Here is a 19,626-nt window from a genome sequence, read left to right as displayed (position 1 = left end):
GATGCCTGTCTACACCCAGTCAATTCCGATTGCGGCCAGCGTGGCCCAGGTGGATCGCTGCCTTACCGACCTGGAGTTGATGAAGCGCTGGCTCAACCCGCTGTTGGGCTGCGAGGCGGTGGGATCCCCTCTGGCGGAATTGGGCAGCCGCTACCGCTTTTTCCTTCGCTTGCCGTTTGTATCCCCCAGCTTGGATTGCGTGATTACAGAGCGGGCAGAAGGCTTGGTGCAGTGGCAGTTTAAGGGATTTTTTGAAGGAACCGACCGCTGGGAATGCCATCCCCAGCCGGGGGGTACCCTTCTGGTCAATTGCTTCAACTTCCGCATCCCCAGTCCCTGGGTGGCGGCAGGGTTTTACCTGTTGGCAGCAGGGCCGACCCAGCAGGATATGCGGGCCCAGCTCCGACGGCTGAAGGCGGTGGCCGAGGCTTTGGGTTAGGCTGGTGGCAAGTAGTAAAGAAACGTAAAAAAACTGCAATGACCAGCAACAGCGGACTGTTTAACCGTCGCTTTGCCGACAACTTCATCCCCCAACCAGCCAACACTTCTCTGGAAATCGGCCAGATTGCCCCCGATTTTGAGCTGCCGCGCGTGCAAGGGGATCCCGTGCGGCTATCGGACTACCGCAGCCAAAAGCCGGTGGTTCTGGCTTTTACTCGTATCTTCACCGAAAAGCTTTTTTGCCCTTTTTGCTACCCCCACATCCAAGAGCTGAAAGCCCGCTACGGCGAGATCCAAGCCTTGGGGGCCGAGCTGCTGATGGTCACCAGCACTGATCCGGTTCAAAGCCAGCAGATTCAAGCAGACCTGCAGCTGCCTTACCCGCTGCTGGTGGATCCCGAGTGCAAAACCTTCCGCCTCTATGGGGTTGGCCAAGCTTTGGGAGCACCCCTGCCGGCCCAGTTCGTTGTGGATCGGGAGGGCAAACTGCGCTTCAAGCATGTTTTCTCCTTTGCCCAGCCCAATGCCGATACCGATGAGGTGCTGCGGGTGTTGCGGGAGGGGCTGCAAACCGGCTGGGATGGAACCCGTAGGGTGGCCCCTATCCCCTTTTTCTAGGGATCGGGCTTCTCTGCCATTGGACTTCCAGGGAGAGAGACTGCGATGTTTGCCCGTCTGGCCCAGAGTGGGGCGCGTCAGGCCGAGATCCTGGAGGTGGTTTTGCGCCACGGTTGGGACTACATGCGCCGCTTGCTCTCTTTTGGCAAGGCTGGGGAACCCCAACTGCCCCCCCCAATGGTGCTGCGCAACATTTTGGTGGATCTGGGGCCGGTCTATGTCAAGCTAGGCCAACTGCTGAGCACCCGTCCGGACCTGTTGCCGCGAGAGTACATCGAGGCCCTCAGCACTCTGCAGGCCGACGTACCTCCTGTTCCCTGGAATGCGGTGGAAATCCTGCTGCGGCAGCAGTTGCGGCAGCCGTTGGAGCAGGTGTTCAGCAGCCTGGACACAGAGTCGGTTGCGGCGGGATCCATTGCCCAGGTCCATCGGGCTTGTCTGGTCAGCGGCGAGTGGGTGGCCCTCAAGATCCAGCGGCCCGGGCTGGAGGCGGTGGTGGAGCGGGATACGCGGCTAATCCGGGGCATTGCCGAGCTGGTGGCGCAAACGGAGTTCGGCAGGTTGGCAGATGTGGTGGCCTTGGCGGATGAGTTCTGCCGGGCCATTCAAGCAGAGCTGGACTTTACCCAAGAGGCCCGCCACACCGAGCAGCTCCGCCAACAGTTGCAAAGGGGGCGTTGGTTTGATCCGGCCCAACTGGTGGTGCCGCGCATCCATTGGCCTCTCACTACGCCAAAGGTGTTGACGCTGGAGTGGATCGAGGGCCGGCCCCTGTTGGAGGCGGATCGCAGCGACGCGGACCCGGAAAACATCGCTCGCCTCTTGACCCGCGCCTTTTTTCAGCAGATCTGCATCGACGGCTATTTCCACGCCGATCCCCATCCGGGCAATCTGTTTTATCTGGGATCCGGTCGCGTGGCCCTGCTGGATTGCGGCATGATTGGGCGGCTGGATCCGCGCACGCAGCAGATTCTGCTGGAGCTGATGCTGGCCATTGTCAGCCTCGATGCCCAGCGCTGTGCCGAATTGACCCTAGAGTTGGCCCTGCCGGAAAGATCCACGGCCCGCTTGCGGGAGCAGCCGGTTAGCTTGGCCCAGCTCCAAAGCGACTACGAGCGTCTGCTGCGGCAGTACTACACCCTGAGCATTGCGGAGCTCAACTTCAGCCAGCTCTTTTCTGAGATCCTGCAGGCGGCCCGGCGCAACCAGATCCGCATTCCCGGCAATTTGGGCCTCTGTGCCAAGGCGCTGGCCAATTTGGAAGGGATCGCCCGCCAGCTCACCCCCGGCTACAACCTGCCGGAGCAGCTTCGCCCCCTGATGGCGGATGTGTTTCGGGCGCAATTGCTGGGGGAAGCCCCTCTGCCTTCGCTGCTGCGCACGGCTTTGGATTTGAAAAATCTCTCTCTGCAATCGCCGCGCCAGATGGAGCTGCTGCTCAGCCGCATCACCTCGGAAACCCAGCGCTGGAACTTGACCATCCAAGAGCTGGACGGGATCCGCAGCAGCCTGGATCAGTCGGCCAACCGCCTCTCCTACAGCATTGTGGTCGGCTCTCTGATCGTCGGGGCCGCCATCATCTCGGCTCAGACGCAGCGCTTCCAGGTCTTTGGGCTGAGCGAACTCCTCTTCGGCGCGGCCAGCCTGTTGGGGCTGTGGCTCGTCATCAGCATCCTGCGCTCCGGTCGCCTGCGCGGCTAGATTGGCTGAGGTTGGCTCATCAGTGGACTCAGGGCCCTACTGCCCTTGTCTGGATCTCGATGTTTCCAAAAGAACACCAAAACGGTATCAACGCCTCCGCGAGCGATCCGCCAAAAGCCGCAAAGGCCGATTCTTTCGTTCGATCCCTCGACGCCTTGCGCCACAAGGCTTTCCGGCTACAAAACCCCCTCGCCAAAACTCTTTTTGCCGACTTTTTTCCGGATCCCTCGCAAATGGGCCTTGCATTCCTTGCCCTGCTTGGGTTTAATAGGGGTGGAGTTCCCCCTTCGGGGGGATCCCTAGAAATTGGAAACAGCCGAAGTTGGTGGTTCGTAATGTTGGTGGACGCCAATGTTCCCCCTTCGGGGGGATCCCTAGAAATTGGAAACAACAGCAAAAACTCCCACACCTATGGGATCCGACAGTGTTCCCCCTTCGGGGGGATCCCTAGAAATTGGAAACGTGCTGTTGGCAGTAGCGGACCTACGTCGGCGGCCCTTGTTCCCCCTTCGGGGGGATCCCTAGAAATTGGAAACGACAATGAAATACACCAAAGAGCAGATTCTGCGTTCCTCCGTGTTCCCCCTTCGGGGGGATCCCTAGAAATTGGAAACCAGAGCGCTGCTCGTACATTAGGGATGTCGCTACCCTTATGGGAGTTCCCCCTTCGGGGGGATCCCTAGAAATTGGAAACCCACCTCTCCCTTTACGGGATAGAAAGAACACCCAGGATTGTTCCCCCTTCGGGGGGATCCCTAGAAATTGGAAACATTTATTCAAAAGCTCCCACAACTCTTCTTCCGTCATGTCGGAGGGTTCCCCCTTCGGGGGGATCCCTAGAAATTGGAAACGTCTTTAAAAGGCCTCGGAAATTATAGAAAGTCTATCGTTCCCCCTTCGGGGGGATCCCTAGAAATTGGAAACCTGATATGCCCTTTATAGCAATTCAACTCAGTTCTGAGTTCCCCCTTCGGGGGGATCCCTAGAAATTGGAAACCCAAAGAGTGTGATTTGCATTGTAAACTCCTCCCTTATGCGGTTCCCCCTTCGGGGGGATCCCTAGAAATTGGAAACCAAGTTCAGTTTCACAACTGCCATAATTAACCTCCTTGGTTCCCCCTTCGGGGGGATCCCTAGAAATTGGAAACATAATTCAGAAACAGTGGAAAACACTTAAGCTAAACGGTTCCCCCTTCGGGGGGATCCCTAGAAATTGGAAACTCCGGGAGTTCTTGCGCACCTTTGGCTTGGGCTTGGTCCGTTCCCCCTTCGGGGGGATCCCTAGAAATTGGAAACTGCATCCCAAAAACATACTGTCGAGGCTGAGATTGACGGTCGTTCCCCCTTCGGGGGGATCCCTAGAAATTGGAAACGACTTCAACTAGGTTAGACTTGGACTTTACGTCCAAGTTCCCCCTTCGGGGGGATCCCTAGAAATTGGAAACACCCGGTTCCAGCCGGTTTCTAACACGATCCAGTAACCGGTTCCCCCTTCGGGGGGATCCCTAGAAATTGGAAACAAGGACGGAGTACCTAACATCTGGACCTACATATACGGTTCCCCCTTCGGGGGGATCCCTAGAAATTGGAAACTTTCGCCTCCCGAATCCTGGTTTTCGCTGCACGGTCGTTCCCCCTTCGGGGGGATCCCTAGAAATTGGAAACCACATGCATCTTTGAATGCGAGTTCCAAATCATCAAAGTTCCCCCTTCGGGGGGATCCCTAGAAATTGGAAACGACTTAGGTATCCGAAACTAAACCTTCCTCCCTAACACGTTCCCCCTTCGGGGGGATCCCTAGAAATTGGAAACGATACATACCACCCTCCGTCCTCGCCCTTTTCGCAGAAGGTTCCCCCTTCGGGGGGATCCCTAGAAATTGGAAACTTCCTTCTGCAAGAAGGAGGACGGATTCCATTAAGATGTTCCCCCTTCGGGGGGATCCCTAGAAATTGGAAACCAACCTCCCTACCTCCTCATTGATAGGCTCAGTATACAGTTCCCCCTTCGGGGGGATCCCTAGAAATTGGAAACCCTAGGACGAAGTAATGGGGGTGGCATGTGCCATACCCCACTGTTCCCCCTTCGGGGGGATCCCTAGAAATTGGAAACTTCAAGATTTCATACGTTTCCTTCAGGCTATTACTGTTCCCCCTTCGGGGGGATCCCTAGAAATTGGAAACAAAACGATCCAGGATCCCCTAAAGTAGAAAAGCTTCAGTTCCCCCTTCGGGGGGATCCCTAGAAATTGGAAACTCAGTGACTTAGACGCCAAGTACACCAAAGAACAGGTGTTCCCCCTTCGGGGGGATCCCTAGAAATTGGAAACGGTGGGAAATCCGGGGCAACTACGCCGAGCGCCGGTACGAAGTGTAGTTCCCCCTTCGGGGGGATCCCTAGAAATTGGAAACTCTAAACCTCCCCCACCCAAAGCACCCAGGATTATCTCCTGTTCCCCCTTCGGGGGGATCCCTAGAAATTGGAAACTTGACTCCCCAATCGTAGAAAACCTTCCTCGATCAAAAGTTCCCCCTTCGGGGGGATCCCTAGAAATTGGAAACAAAAAGAGATGGGCATTAACGTCTAAACCTCCCCCAGTTCCCCCTTCGGGGGGATCCCTAGAAATTGGAAACGCTATGTCACAAGTTGTGCAGTCCTTTATAAACTTCAAGTTCCCCCTTCGGGGGGATCCCTAGAAATTGGAAACGAGCAGGACAACATCGAAATACGCTTCGATGTCGTTGTGTTCCCCCTTCGGGGGGATCCCTAGAAATTGGAAACTCCCCAAAGTTGGGGTCGTACCTACTTACACCCCTGAAGTTCCCCCTTCGGGGGGATCCCTAGAAATTGGAAACTGCTGGTAGGACTGCACCTTCGCCTTAAACCCTGGAACATGTTCCCCCTTCGGGGGGATCCCTAGAAATTGGAAACTACTAAGGAGCAGATTATACGAGCAGAGCGCTGCTCGGTTCCCCCTTCGGGGGGATCCCTAGAAATTGGAAACGGGTGTTCTTTATCCCAATCAAAGGGAGGAGTCTATGTTCCCCCTTCGGGGGGATCCCTAGAAATTGGAAACGTGTAGCAGGCCGAAGACTTCTGCCAGGTACCCTTTGAGTTCCCCCTTCGGGGGGATCCCTAGAAATTGGAAACTATCCGGTTCCACCCCTGTTCTAGGATAATCCAATGTTCCCCCTTCGGGGGGATCCCTAGAAATTGGAAACCGTGCCAGTCGTACCGGTCCTCCACCAGCCAGAGGCCGTTCCCCCTTCGGGGGGATCCCTAGAAATTGGAAACAGGTATGAACCTGGGTGCTTGAGGGGGAGGTTAAACTACTTGTTCCCCCTTCGGGGGGATCCCTAGAAATTGGAAACTTATCCCCAGTGAAGGGAGAGGTGGTTATGAATCCTGTCGTTCCCCCTTCGGGGGGATCCCTAGAAATTGGAAACCTTTTTGGAAAAGCACCCACCCTGCTGGCCACATCGAGTAAGTTCCCCCTTCGGGGGGATCCCTAGAAATTGGAAACGCGACCCAGCCTGAGGGCCTCGGACGCAAAGCCTTGGAGTTCCCCCTTCGGGGGGATCCCTAGAAATTGGAAACTGAAGCGACAGGCTTCAATCCAGCTCACCATACCCAGGGTTCCCCCTTCGGGGGGATCCCTAGAAATTGGAAACTGGGTTAAACACGCTGAGGTAATCTAACCTCCCTCAAGTTCCCCCTTCGGGGGGATCCCTAGAAATTGGAAACCTCGCTACCGGTGCTCTCCTCGACAATGAGGAATTTGGTGTGGTTCCCCCTTCGGGGGGATCCCTAGAAATTGGAAACGTTGGCACACGTATTGTATGCCTCGCCGAGATAAGCAGACGTTCCCCCTTCGGGGGGATCCCTAGAAATTGGAAACTGGATCTTCGCACCATTGATGGCGGCACCTGCTAGGTGTTCCCCCTTCGGGGGGATCCCTAGAAATTGGAAACTAGTTTGTAGTGTCCGGAGTCAGTTGAGGAACCTACCCAGGTTCCCCCTTCGGGGGGATCCCTAGAAATTGGAAACGAATATCCATATAGACTCCTCCCTTCTTCAGGGATGTTCCCCCTTCGGGGGGATCCCTAGAAATTGGAAACTGCCTCCATCCCGGAGGTCGGTTTGACGTTGCTACCGATTTGGGTTCCCCCTTCGGGGGGATCCCTAGAAATTGGAAACGGGAAACGGGATGGGAGCGACTCTTCGGGTTAAACGAGTTCCCCCTTCGGGGGGATCCCTAGAAATTGGAAACATCCTGAGCGAAGCTTCGAAAGTAAATTCCTTTCGAAGGTTCCCCCTTCGGGGGGATCCCTAGAAATTGGAAACCTCACGTAGTGTTTTGATATAGCTAGTGTTGATCATGTAGATGTTCCCCCTTCGGGGGGATCCCTAGAAATTGGAAACGGTTCCCTGCGGCGGTCTAGGTTGGGATGCTACCTCCTTGTTCCCCCTTCGGGGGGATCCCTAGAAATTGGAAACTGTTCAAAGTGAAGTAGAACTGGGAATTGATTGAGTGTTCCCCCTTCGGGGGGATCCCTAGAAATTGGAAACCTTCTCTCGAGAGCATAAAACCTCCCTTTGTGGGAAATAAACGTTCCCCCTTCGGGGGGATCCCTAGAAATTGGAAACTGCCCCTCTTTGGGGTAAGTGGCGACGCACTTAAGGTTCCCCCTTCGGGGGGATCCCTAGAAATTGGAAACGAAACTACCCAAAAATCAGCACCTTGCAGAAGCAACAAGATGTTCCCCCTTCGGGGGGATCCCTAGAAATTGGAAACTCTCCGTTGATGGTAATACAGTTTGTGCCTACTTTCCTCGTTCCCCCTTCGGGGGGATCCCTAGAAATTGGAAACGTGAATCCTTTGAGCTTGGGCGCCCATTTGCCCTTCAGGTTCCCCCTTCGGGGGGATCCCTAGAAATTGGAAACTTACCGCGGTCATTGGCTGGTTTTAGAGACCGGCTGGAACGTTCCCCCTTCGGGGGGATCCCTAGAAATTGGAAACGCGACTTAGGTGCTCCGCGTAGGAGCCTCCATGCCTCCATCCCGGTTCCCCCTTCGGGGGGATCCCTAGAAATTGGAAACCACGTCCTATGGCCTGCGGCACGGCGCTGGCGTGGCAGTCAAGTTCCCCCTTCGGGGGGATCCCTAGAAATTGGAAACCTCCTAAAGACAGGTGAAAGACTGAACCTGCCTTCTAAAATATGTTCCCCCTTCGGGGGGATCCCTAGAAATTGGAAACTCGAATCGGAGGACCTAATGCCCGAATGGGCAGAGGCCGTTCCCCCTTCGGGGGGATCCCTAGAAATTGGAAACGGGGGAGGTTATTTGCGTATGCCTAGGATATATAAGATTTCGTTCCCCCTTCGGGGGGATCCCTAGAAATTGGAAACTTCCCTAGGATGGCCGCGATATCGCGGATATATTCGCAGTTCCCCCTTCGGGGGGATCCCTAGAAATTGGAAACTTATGTTAAACCGATCCCGGTCTTCATCAAACCAGGTTCGCGTTGTTCCCCCTTCGGGGGGATCCCTAGAAATTGGAAACTGGTCGTTAAGAACCTCAATGGCAAGAACTACTACTGTTCCCCCTTCGGGGGGATCCCTAGAAATTGGAAACTAGATTAGTTGTATTATTAGTTGTAACAGATTACATACTGTTCCCCCTTCGGGGGGATCCCTAGAAATTGGAAACATACATTCCAGGTTTCAGGACAAAAGTTCAGTGCTACAACCATGGCGTTCCCCCTTCGGGGGGATCCCTAGAAATTGGAAACGTTGCATATTCTCCTCCCTTCAAGGGAAATAAACAACAGTTCCCCCTTCGGGGGGATCCCTAGAAATTGGAAACCCGTTTGCCAGACGGACTTGATCTCTCCACTCAGGTGGGAGTTCCCCCTTCGGGGGGATCCCTAGAAATTGGAAACTGCTTACGCAGGACTTCAGCCTGCGCTTTGGCTTTCGTTCCCCCTTCGGGGGGATCCCTAGAAATTGGAAACTAGTTTTGTAGTTACTTTTCATGATGATAGTAACCAGTGTTCCCCCTTCGGGGGGATCCCTAGAAATTGGAAACGTTTTTGCTGACGATGCGTAAACATCCCAACCTCCTAAGTTCCCCCTTCGGGGGGATCCCTAGAAATTGGAAACACCCGCTTAACGAAGCGGTGTCCGCTTCTGTAATATATAAAAGGTTCCCCCTTCGGGGGGATCCCTAGAAATTGGAAACTTCTCCGCGCCCTAGGTATCAAACCTTAGGTATCAAATAGTTCCCCCTTCGGGGGGATCCCTAGAAATTGGAAACATGATGATAGTAACCAGTGGTTGCATATTCTCCTCCCTGTTCCCCCTTCGGGGGGATCCCTAGAAATTGGAAACAAGAATTTAAAGATGTTCATCGTATTTCCTCCCTTGTTCCCCCTTCGGGGGGATCCCTAGAAATTGGAAACCCGGAACTATTTCACTCGGTTGGCACTCCGCCTTGCGGGCCTTGTTCCCCCTTCGGGGGGATCCCTAGAAATTGGAAACAACCCTACTCTTTGCACCCCTCTCGGGCGTACAAGTTCCCCCTTCGGGGGGATCCCTAGAAATTGGAAACTCTCCGTAAACTCTGCTTTTCTACGCAGGAACGGACTGTAGACAGTTCCCCCTTCGGGGGGATCCCTAGAAATTGGAAACAATACAAATACTGTAGTCACTACACCAAGCACAGATAAGTTCCCCCTTCGGGGGGATCCCTAGAAATTGGAAACCTTGGGGCCTATCTCGACAACAGGGGCGAAGCAAGACTCATGGTTCCCCCTTCGGGGGGATCCCTAGAAATTGGAAACCGGGGATCCAAACCCCAACTTGCAAGCACTGCTACAGTGTTTGTTCCCCCTTCGGGGGGATCCCTAGAAATTGGAAACACAAGGATAAGCGTAAGTGTCGTTCATATAAACCTCCAGGTTCCCCCTTCGGGGGGATCCCTAGAAATTGGAAACCACCAAGAGATCATGGTGCAACTGGAAGAGTACAAGCGTCGCAGTTCCCCCTTCGGGGGGATCCCTAGAAATTGGAAACAGCAAGGCTTGAGCACTTTTGAGATTCTTTCCAGCTTGTACTTGGGGTTCCCCCTTCGGGGGGATCCCTAGAAATTGGAAACCTTGCTGCTGGGTCGTCTGCCAGGGCGGGCTGTTGGTCCACTGTTCCCCCTTCGGGGGGATCCCTAGAAATTGGAAACGGCCACAGCCGTTCTCGCTAGAGCTGATACCGATAGCGGTTGTTCCCCCTTCGGGGGGATCCCTAGAAATTGGAAATAATCGCCGAACTTGGCTTCGAACATGGCTTTCGCCATGTCTAAGTTCCCCCTTCGGGGGGATCCCTAGAAATTGGAAATCACTTGACAACTAGTTGGTGGTCCATCTACCGCCAAAGTTGAGCTGTTCCCCCTTCGGGGGGATCCCTAGAAATTGGAAATTCATTAAACACAAAGAACGTGTTATCGATAGTACCTTCGGTTCCCCCTTCGGGGGGATCCCTAGAAATTGGAAATCTCCGTTATGCTGTCGTATACCATGCAGTCACGGAGAAAGTTCCCCCTTCGGGGGGATCCCTAGAAATTGGAAATTGGATCGGGAAAATCCACAGCCCTGTCTCACTCGCGTTCCCCCTTCGGGGGGATCCCTAGAAATTGGAAATAAGCTGCACTTGTCGAAGTGCAGCTGTAATAATGTCATCATTGTTCCCCCTTCGGGGGGATCCCTAGAAATTGGAAATTCATGACGATTGACCATCGTTATGGCCACTGGATTGTGTTAGGGTTCCCCCTTCGGGGGGATCCCTAGAAATTGGAAATATTACCAGAACGTTCTCTCTAATGCCCCTAGAATGCCCAGTTCCCCCTTCGGGGGGATCCCTAGAAATTGGAAATACACCCAGGTATTTCACCTGGGTGTTGTTTCTACTCCGTGAGTTCCCCCTTCGGGGGGATCCCTAGAAATTGGAAATTTGTATGAAACTTGCCCCATATTAAGCATTACAGAACTTGTTCCCCCTTCGGGGGGATCCCTAGAAATTGGAAATCGGTTCAGGAGTGTAAACCAGTGCGACCCCAACTTCGGGGAGGTTCCCCCTTCGGGGGGATCCCTAGAAATTGGAAACTTTAGGTGGGCAGGGGGGTAGTATAGGTGCTGTAGGGTTCCCCCTTCGGGGGGATCCCTAGAAATTGGAAATTCCTAGAAGTGACTGTGATTAATACAGATTTAGACAGAGGTTCCCCCTTCGGGGGGATCCCTAGAAATTGGAAACTCCCTACCGACGTGGCGAACGGCTGCCTATGGTCTGACTGGTTCCCTGTCACTCCTACGTAAAAGGTGGCGAGCTGCTGATGACGATTGAGCACTTTCTCTTGGAAGACGCGCTCACGTTGCATGAGCAGATGCAAGAGCTGGACACCATACTGAAGCGTCTGGCCAGACTAAACAGCGCTATTGGTTAGCCAGCGACAAATTTGCACACTTATCGAGTTCTGTCCCAGGTCAAGCTGCGGGCAAACTTTGCTGCACATTTTTTCGCTGTATATGTATCTGCCTAAACCCCCCGACTACGCGGAGCGCTACGCCTACGTCAAGACTCATAAAGCCGCCCTAGCGTTGTACAATTTCCTGTCCTTAGCAGGGCTGCTGACCGCTTCCGTGCTGTTTGCCACCCAAGCACCTTGGCTAGCTATTTACTGGCTCTACATTGCCACTTACGGTTGGTGGCTGGCCTTCTCCTACGCCGTGACGCTGGTGGCGCGACCGTTTCGGTTGAGCGAGCACGAGCGGTTGCTTCGGCGATACGCCGACGGAGCCGAGCGGGTGGACGTATTCGTGCCCAACTGCGGTGAGGACTTGGCCGTTTTGGAGAATACGTTTGCCCACGCGGCGCGCCTGAAGTGGCCGCGAGACCGTTTGCGCTTGTACTGTTTGGACGACCGGGGACGTCCTGAGGTGCGCAAGCTGGCAGAGCGCTACGGGTTTGTCTACTTGAGTCGACCCGACCGGGGCCGCATGGCCAAGGCGGGCAACCTCAAATACGGGTTTACGTACAGTGCGCTGGCCGAAGGCGGCGGTGGAGACTATATTTTGGTTTTGGATGCGGACTTTGCGGTGGCGCCGGACTTTCTGCGGCAGACGGCGCCGTACCTGCGGGCCGACCCCCGGCTGGCCATTCTGCAGACGCCACAGTACTTCGACAGTCGTGACCCCCGCCTCAACCGTTTGGCCCGTGGCGCTGCCTATGTGCAGGAGCTCTTTTACCGGGTGGTGCAGACGGTGCGGGACACCTGGGGTGGGGCCATCTGCTGCGGTACCAGCGCCCTGTACCGGCGCAAGGCGTTGGAGAGCGTGGGCGGGTTTTACCAGATACGCCACTCGGAAGACGTCAATACGGGCTTTCAGCTCTTGCGCCACGGCTGGCGGATTCGCTACATTCCGCTGATTTTGTCCAAGGGCCTCTGTCCTGACCAGATGCCGGCGTACTTTGTCCAGCAGTACCGCTGGGCTTGTGGCAGTCTGTCTCTGTGCTTCTCGCGTCGCTTTTGGCTATCGCCCATACCGAGGATGGTGCGCCTCAACTACTTCGGCGGGATGCTCTACTACCTCTGCACGGCCGCAGCAGTGCTGCTGACGCCCCTGCACCCGTTGGTGATGGCGTGGTTCTTTCCGCAGAACGTCCATTGGTACAACCCGGTCTTTGTGCTGCCCGCGTTTATTTACACCTTTGCCGTCACACCGTTCTGGCACCGAGCCCCTTGGGGCCTGTATGCGCTGCGTTTGCCCGTCGTCTATAGCTGGGCTCACGCTTTTGCCATTTGGGACTTGGCCACCGGCAACCTCATGCCTTGGCAGCCCACGGGCGCAGCGAGCACCAACAACAAGCTACGTCGCTTCCAGCGTTTCTGCTACTGCTGCCTTGGGTACAGCATCGCCGTTACTTTGGTTACCTATGTAGGCGTGGGGCGTGCTGTAGCCACCTACCCGCTCTACGATTTCTTGCCGACTGCGTTGTTAGCGACCTTTTGGCTGTGGGTCAACGCCGGCGCAGCTATCGACGACGGTAATTAACCTAAGTTGGAGCTTGGGGTATTTGAGGAGTCGTGCGTTGCTATCGACTGGCAAGGCAGTTTGGAGGTGCCGGGCAGTAAACTGCAAGAGTACCCTCAGCTATCCTAAATACAGCACGACCTTAAGCTGCGAGCTGCTTTTTAGGACTATCCAACCACCATCCAGGGCTACCTGCAAGCCGCTTGCTCGTCTGCTCTGTTGCCCAAGCTCTGGGCTGCGGAGCCGGAGTTGAGCTAGGTAGAGGTCGACTTTCTAAGTTTGTCACAAGCTTAGGGTGAGGATTGACAGCTTGTGGGCGCTCTGGAGCTTAGGGTCTGGCTTTGAAGCTATTTCTTTCCTTCTTTGGGAGATCCATAGGGAATTGGAAAAGATCCATAGGGAATTGGAAACAGTTCAAGCAAGCGCTTGAATCTAGACTTTCGTAGGTCGAAGTGTTCCCCCTTCGGGGGGATCCCTAGAAATTGGAAACAACTTGTTGGATCCCTTGCCACCTTGGGGTGTATTTGTTGAGTCAGTTTCCCTGCAGTGAGGGATCCCTAGAGATGGGGAAAGGACTCAACAGCTTGCACCGGCTGGCGCGTCAGTATGCGCTTCGAGTTCTGGATGCTACCGGTATAACCCTCAATGGCTCACAGCCCTGGGATATTCAAGTTCACGACGAGCGGCTATACCTGCGCTGCCTGCTCTATGGATCCCTGGGCTTTGGCGAGGCCTACATGGAGGGCTGGTGGGATTGCGAGGCCATTGATGAGTTAGTTTGTCGTCTCCTAACTGCCCAGGCACCGCAGCAGGTGGGTTGGCTAATTCAGCCCCTACTTGGGCTGGACAGTCGCCTCATCAACCGCCAGCGGGGCAAGGGGGCATTTGTCATTGGCCGGCGCCACTATGACATTGGCAACGATCTCTATGAGGCCATGCTGGATCACCGCATGATCTACAGCTGTGCCTATTGGGATGGGGGCGCGCAAACTCTGGATGAAGCCCAAGAAGCTAAGCTTGACCTCATTGCCCGCAAGCTGGAACTCCAACCCGGCATGCGGGTGCTCGACATCGGCTGTGGCTGGGGCGGCACAGCCCAGTACCTGGCCGAACGCTACGGGGTGCAGGTTGTGGGGATTACTGTTTCCAAAGAGCAAGCCAAACTGGCCAGCGAACGCTGCCGCGGCCTGCCGGTCGAGATTCGGTTAGAAGACTATCGCCAGACCCAGGGAAAGTTTGATCGCATCCTTTCTGTCGGCATGTTTGAACATGTTGGCTACCGAAACTACCGAACGTTTATGCAGGTAGCCCGCCGCTTGTTGAACGACAATGGCTTGTTTCTTCTGCACACCATCGGCAGCAACGTGGCCTACCAGGGGCGGGATCCCTGGATTGAGCGCTACATTTTCCCCAACTCGATGCTGCCCTCGCCTCATCTGATTACTGCAGCCTTTGAGGGCTTATTTGTGCTGGAAGACTGGCACAATTTTGGGATCAATTACGTGGCCACCTTAAAAGCCTGGCACGCCAATTTCGAGCAGGCATGGCCAAAATTAGCCGACCGCTACGATGAGCGCTTTCGCCGCATGTGGCGGCTCTATCTCCTGATGAGTGCCGGTAGCTTCAAGGCCCGGGCCAGCCAACTTTGGCAACTGGTCCTCTCACCACGGGGAGTAAGTGGCGGCTATCGCTCGCTTCGGTAACGACAGTCCCAAAAGTTTGCAGGTGCCCCTGCGCCCTCGCTGAGTGGGGGTGTTATGATGAGTTTGATTATCATTCTCACTCTAGACAAGCTGAGGGATGCCCGCAGCTCTGCAGCAAATTGTCAATCGCTTCCAGAAGGCCAAGACCTCGCGGCAGAAGTATGAGCTTCTCCTAGCCTATGCCAAGCGCCTGCCACCTTTTCCCGAAGCGGAGAGGAAGGAGGAGAACCTAGGTTGTGTTGATCTTTCATTTGAGCCAAAAGAGAGCACTGACGAGATAGAGAAAACTCAAGAAGTTCCTGGCCAATTTGTCAAAACGAGAAAATAGATGCCGGTACTGCTTTAACTTATGAAAAAAGCATTCGATTAAATGCCTCTCTTGGTACAGATGCTTGTCATAATGCCGCTGCGTCTTTCTATTCCTTTTAGGTGGAATAACCGCTTGAGCTTCCCCTATCTTCTTAATCAACTTATCCGCATCATATCCTTTATCCCCAATTACTTTGGTATCCTTTCTCTGCCAGCCCTCTATCAATTCTTCCCCTTGAGTAATATCGCTCTTTTCTCCGCCAGTTATTCTCAATTCCAGCGGATTTCCCAACCCATCTACACTCACATGAATCTTGGTGCTGTATCCGCCTCGGCTTCTCCCCAAAGCTTGCTCCCCTTTTTTCCGGCAGCACAGGAGTGCGCTCGAACCGTGGTTGAATCAATAATGAGATGCTCTAAATCAGGGTCGTCAATAAAATACTTGAACATCCGTTCCCACACTCCAACACGACTCCACCGGTGAAATCTTTGATAGATGGTGTACCATTTGCCATATCCTTCTGGGAGGTAGCGCCAAGGAGCACCGGAACGGGCTATCCAAAGAACTGCTTCAATAAACTGTTTGCAGTTTGCTTCTTTCCCAATGTTAACTCTCTCTTCTGTCTGTAAAAAAGCTAATATCTTCTGCCATTTGTTTTCATCTAAAAAAACCAACTTCATCCTCTTTCCTCTATAAATTACTCTCTCTATCCTAACATAAGATCAACACGACCTAGTCAGAGGTTGCGCTTCGCGGGTGTGGCTGGCCACCGAGTTTAGGGAGGGCAAGGTCTACATCCAAGGGGATGCCGATGCTCAGTTGGTCAAGGGTTTGGTGGCCATTGTGGTGGAGGGGCTAAGTGGCCTAGCGCCGGAAGAGATTTTGGGGGTTTCCCCAGAGTTTGTGCAGGAGATGGGCCTCAATTTCAGCCTTAGCCCTTCCAGGAGCAACGGTCTGGTGAGCATGTTTTCGATGCTGCGGCAGAGGGCCTTGGCTTTTGGGAAGTCAGTTGCTTCCAGCTCTGCTGTCTCTGTTGTCTTGTGAGGTATTCAGGCTCATGACTGATCAAGCTAACTCTATCCGTTCGGCTCGACCGGTGCGATCGCTGGTCTCGCTGCTGGCCGCCCTCTCGGTCGGGATCCTGGGAAGCCTGCAGATGCGCCAAGAAGAGTCCCGGGCCCAGCAGGGATCCAGCCCCCCAAAGGTGGTGACCACGATTTTGCCGATAACGCAATTTACCCGTGCTGTGGCCGGGGATCGGGCAGAAGTCACGCCACTCCTTCCCCCTCAGATGGGGCCCCACGACTTTCAGGCTCGACCTGAGGAGGTTCGTTTGCTGGCTCAGGCGGATGTGCTGGTGATCAACGGGTTGGGTATGGAAACGTTTTTGGAAGGGTTGATCGCCAGCGCTGGGAACCCCCAATTGCAAATCGTTGACAGCAGCGAAGGGATCCCAACTTTGCGGGCTGAGGAGCCAGAGCATGGGCACTCCCACGGTCACGGCCATGGACACTCTCATGGACACAGTCACGGCCATTCTCACGGGCATGGCCATGGCCACTCTCATGGGCACAGCCACGGCGAGTTTAACCCCCACATTTGGCTGGATCCCAGGCGGGCCATTCAGCAGGTGGAAAATATTCGTGATGGCCTCATCTCTGTAGATCCGGCGGGGGCAGAGATCTACCAGGCCAATGCGGCTGCTTTTATCGAGAAGCTCAAGGCTTTGGATGAGGAGATCGAGCAGCGCTTGGCTCCCTTTGCCGGCAGAAAGTTTGTAGTTTTCCACAACTTTGCCCCCTACTTTGCCGAGCGCTACAACCTCAAGGCTGAGTTTTTGGTGGAGATCCCTGAAGCCAGCCCCTCCCCCGAAGATGTGCGGCGGGTGATGGAGACGGTGCGGGCATCCGGCCTGAAGACGATCCTGGTGGAACCGCAGCTGGGGAGTAACAACCCCTTTGAGGTTTTGGCCAGAGACCTAGGGATCCAAGTTCGCGTTTTCGATCCCATCGAAACCGCTGGCCCTGAGGGGATCGAGCCGGAATATTACCTGACCATCATGCGGCAGAACGTGGATAATCTGATCTCGGCCTTTGAGAAGGAGACGGCCTTTGTGCCGCTGGAGCTGCCCTGGCTTGGGCAAGGTTCACTGGAACAACTACTGGCGAGGGGGCGGTGACCGGCGAGGTTGTCCTGCGCGTCGAGGGGCTGACGGTCTATCGGGGATCCCAGTTGGCGGTGCAAAATGTGTCGTTTGAGCTGAGGGCGGGATCCCATACGGCCATTGTCGGCCCCAATGGCGCTGGCAAAAGTACCTTGGTGCAGGCCATCTTGGGGATCCTGCCGCGGCAGTGCGGCTCGGTTTGGATTCTGGGAGAGCCGGTGCGCCTGTCCGGCTATTTGCCCCCCTCGGTGCGGCAGCAGGTGGCTTACGTGCCCCAGCGTTTTCAGTTCAATCCTGGGATCCCCATGGTGGTGGAGGAGTTTGTGGCTTTGGGTTGGGGGGCGTTGCAACCCCGCTGGCCCTGGCAGCAGCGCTCTGCTCGGCAGCAGGCGGTGCAAGAGGCGCTGGAACGAGCCGGCGCATCCCACCTGTCCTCCAAGGCTCTGGGCCAGCTCAGCGGCGGGGAGCTGAAACGGGTGCTGTTGGCCTATTGCTTGGCTTGGCCGCGGCGGCTGCTTATCCTCGACGAGGCACCGGCAGGCTTAGATACGCTCAGCGAGGGGGAGTTTTACCGGCTCCTGGAAGAGCTGCGCCAATCTCTGGGCTGGGCCATTTTGCAGATCTCCCATGATCTGGAAATGGTGTCTTGCTATTGCGACCGCGTGCTGTGCCTCAACCAATCCCTCATCTGCCAGGGATCCCCCCAGGTGGCTTTGGCACCAGAAGTGCTGAGCCGGGTTTATGGGCCTGTTCGCGACAGCGGTGCGGAGCACCATTTTGTCCGCTACATCCACCGTCACTGAGGGGAAGGCGATGTTGGAGGGCTGGGTGCGGGTAGTGGAGCTGTTGCAGTTGCCCTTTATGCAGCGGGCCATGCTGGGTGGGATCCTCACCGGCATGACAGGTGGGCTGCTGGGCAGTTTTGTTATTCTGCGGCAACTGTCGTTTTTTAGCGATGCCCTGGGGCATTCGGCTCTGCTGGGGATTGTTTTGGGAGTGCTGCTGGGGCTGAATCCCACCGTGGTGTTGATGGTGTTTGGGGTGGGATTTGCTTTGGGCGTCACCTTTGTCTTGGAGCGCACTCAACTGTCGGCGGATGCGGTGCTGAACATCATCTACTCTTCCTCTTTGGCGCTGGCCGTTATCGCCCTCAGCTTGCTGCCCGGCTATCGGGGCAACCTCAACCAGTTGTTGTTTGGGGAGATTTTGGGGATCAGCCCGGCAGCCCTGTGGACGAGCGGGATCCTCTTGCTGATCAGCTCGGCCTATGTGGGATTGACTTTGCCCTCCCAAATGTTGCTGACCCTGGATGAGCCGCTGGCGCGGGCGCGGGGGGTTCAGGTGGGCTGGCAGAAGCTGGCTTTTGTGGTGTTGCTGGCTGTGGTGGTGGCGCTCTCAATTCGCTCTGTGGGGGTGTTGCTGGTGAGCGCTTTTGTGGTCATCCCAGCCTCGACGGCAAGGCTTTTGGGATCCCGCTTTACAACCTATGTGCTGCTGGCCATAGGTATTGGGGGACTGAGCGCGGTGCTGGGGATGATCGCCTCGGCAACCTTCAACCTGCCCTCCGGCCCCAGCATTGTTGCCACCCAGTTGCTCTTTTTTCTCCTAGCTATGGCGCTCAAGGGGGTGTCGCAACTCCTGCAGCTCTAGCTAGCGGCAATCCAAGAGCTCTCTCGGGCAGCGGCTTTTCCTGCAGAAGCTGGCCAAACAGGCGGCGATAGCTCTCTGGAAAGACCTGCCCGCTGAGGGTGGGCTGCTCGTAGACGCGCTTGAGGGTGTTGAGATCCCGCTTGGTAATGTTGGGCACCCGCAACACCCGCCGATTGCCGGTAGCCGCCGCATGGTGTCCGCCATACATCAGATCCCGCAGGTTCGGGCTATGGCCCCACAGCCCCAGCCCATGCCCGATCTCGTGTCGGGCCACCGCCGTTATTTCGGCCAACCCCTGTCCTTCTGCAATGACGATGCGCACCCGCTGCTGCAAAGAGCCATCGGAGGCGAAGAAAAACTTCGGGCGGGCCGCCCCAGCCACCCCGCCGCCAATAGGAGGAACGCGGTAAATGCTCATCCCGTAGAAAGCCTCCTCCTCTTTGGCCACCACCTTGAGCGGGATGTAGGCCGACCACTCCTTCACCGCTTGCTCCACGGAGGCCTTCCACTGGGGGTGATCCCCTTGGATGTAGATAGGGACGGGATAGAAGGCCCACTGGGCATAGGCTCCACCTGGCAAAAGCGGCTCGATTTCCTCAAAGTAGTCTCCCACCGCCTTGTCGTAGGCGTAGCGACCCAGGCCGGGGGGGAGTTTGAGCCGCATCGGCTGCGGCAGTTCTCCGGCTTGAGTTTGAGCCTGGGCTTGCAGGGCTTCAATGCCAAAAAAGTGGGGAACCAGCAGGGATCCCCTGCCCCCCACTGCCAGGACGAGGAGCATCGTCCAGCCGAGGATGCAAAGCTGTAGAATGCGCCGCCGCATCAAAGCCGCCCTTTCGCCCTTGTCTTTCTACAAGGTTAGTGGCTCAGAAAGCAAGTGTCGTTCGTTTGACATCCTCCCCGGCCTGAAGGCCGGAGATTCCTACCACGCTACGCATGGATGGCTCCTTGCGCAGTCGTCTCG

At 55.6% G+C, this 19,626-nt stretch carries 11 protein-coding genes, 1 pseudogene and 1 CRISPR repeat array; of the genes and pseudogenes, 10 read left to right on the top strand and 2 right to left on the bottom strand.

The annotated features are described in order from the left end of the window. The first annotated feature begins 1 nt into the window (after nucleotide 1). The 6 genes from NW805_RS10195 to NW805_RS10170 all read left to right on the top strand — a co-directional run bounded on the left by NW805_RS10195 (nucleotide 2) and on the right by NW805_RS10170 (nucleotide 14,869). Complete coding sequence (locus tag NW805_RS10195) at nucleotides 2-439, top strand: SRPBCC family protein (RefSeq protein ID WP_414343614.1); 438 nt, start codon at nucleotides 2-4, stop codon at nucleotides 437-439. Nucleotides 440-477: 38 nt separating this feature from the next. Continuing rightward, nucleotides 478-1,059: a peroxiredoxin family protein gene (locus NW805_RS10190; RefSeq protein WP_414422415.1), complete on the top strand. Its 582-nt coding sequence runs from the start codon at nucleotides 478-480 to the stop codon at nucleotides 1,057-1,059. Between the two features lie 45 nt (nucleotides 1,060-1,104). After that, nucleotides 1,105-2,760, top strand: coding sequence for an ABC1 kinase family protein (locus NW805_RS10185; RefSeq protein ID WP_414381618.1), 1,656 nt, complete (start codon nucleotides 1,105-1,107; stop codon nucleotides 2,758-2,760). A gap of 278 nt (nucleotides 2,761-3,038) precedes the next feature. Next, a CRISPR array of direct repeats spans nucleotides 3,039-11,060; the repeat unit is 36 nt; unit sequence GTTCCCCCTTCGGGGGGATCCCTAGAAATTGGAAAC. Between the two features lie 248 nt (nucleotides 11,061-11,308). Next, a complete protein-coding gene (locus NW805_RS10180) occupies nucleotides 11,309-12,859 on the top strand; it encodes a glycosyltransferase family 2 protein (RefSeq protein ID WP_414422414.1) in 1,551 nt (516 codons plus the stop codon). Nucleotides 12,860-13,365: 506 nt separating this feature from the next. After that, nucleotides 13,366-14,541: a cyclopropane fatty acyl phospholipid synthase gene (gene cfa, locus NW805_RS10175; protein WP_414422413.1), complete on the top strand. Its 1,176-nt coding sequence runs from the start codon at nucleotides 13,366-13,368 to the stop codon at nucleotides 14,539-14,541. Between the two features lie 97 nt (nucleotides 14,542-14,638). After that, the gene (locus NW805_RS10170) at nucleotides 14,639-14,869 is read left to right on the top strand and encodes a SufE family protein (protein WP_414422412.1); all 231 of its coding nucleotides are present in this window, start codon (nucleotides 14,639-14,641) and stop codon (nucleotides 14,867-14,869) included. Here NW805_RS10170 and NW805_RS10165 read toward each other — a convergent pair. Continuing rightward, nucleotides 14,789-15,531, bottom strand: a protein-coding gene (locus tag NW805_RS10165) for an IS5-like element ISSoc13 family transposase (protein ID WP_414421590.1) whose coding sequence is annotated in 2 segments (ribosomal slippage) — nucleotides 14,789-15,213 and nucleotides 15,213-15,531 — 744 coding nt in all. Because the reading frame shifts where the segments join, the coding sequence is not laid out codon by codon here. The two genes, NW805_RS10170 and NW805_RS10165, sit on opposite strands and share 81 nt — an antisense overlap. A gap of 58 nt (nucleotides 15,532-15,589) precedes the next feature. Between NW805_RS10165 and NW805_RS10160 the strand changes: the two are divergent. From NW805_RS10160 to NW805_RS10145, 4 genes and pseudogenes are all read left to right on the top strand, one after another. Then, nucleotides 15,590-15,895, top strand: a pseudogene (locus NW805_RS10160) (SufE family protein); the annotation flags it as partial. A 13-nt stretch (nucleotides 15,896-15,908) separates the two neighbouring features. Continuing rightward, the gene (locus tag NW805_RS10155) at nucleotides 15,909-17,030 is read left to right on the top strand and encodes a metal ABC transporter solute-binding protein, Zn/Mn family (protein ID WP_414422411.1); all 1,122 of its coding nucleotides are present in this window, start codon (nucleotides 15,909-15,911) and stop codon (nucleotides 17,028-17,030) included. Beyond that, nucleotides 17,027-17,818 carry a metal ABC transporter ATP-binding protein gene (locus NW805_RS10150; protein ID WP_414422410.1) on the top strand — a complete coding sequence of 264 codons (792 nt, stop codon included), beginning with the start codon at nucleotides 17,027-17,029 and terminating at the stop codon, nucleotides 17,816-17,818. Before NW805_RS10155 ends, NW805_RS10150 begins: the two co-directional genes overlap by 4 nt. 10 nt (nucleotides 17,819-17,828) lie before the next feature. Next, nucleotides 17,829-18,665: a metal ABC transporter permease gene (locus NW805_RS10145; protein ID WP_414343173.1), complete on the top strand. Its 837-nt coding sequence runs from the start codon at nucleotides 17,829-17,831 to the stop codon at nucleotides 18,663-18,665. On the opposite strand, the gene NW805_RS10140 is transcribed toward NW805_RS10145, so the two are convergent. Next, nucleotides 18,634-19,485 (bottom strand): hypothetical protein, encoded by an 852-nt coding sequence (locus tag NW805_RS10140; RefSeq protein ID WP_414422409.1) that lies wholly within the window; start codon nucleotides 19,483-19,485, stop codon nucleotides 18,634-18,636. The genes NW805_RS10145 and NW805_RS10140 overlap by 32 nt on opposite strands. Between the last annotated feature and the right edge of the window lie 141 nt (nucleotides 19,486-19,626).

This window comes from Synechococcus sp. W60.1 (assembly GCF_047461575.1).
GTDB lineage: Bacteria > Cyanobacteriota > Cyanobacteriia > Thermostichales > Thermostichaceae > Thermostichus.
Note: the sequence above shows the minus strand (reverse complement) of the source record. Positions and strands in the feature narration are given on the sequence as shown.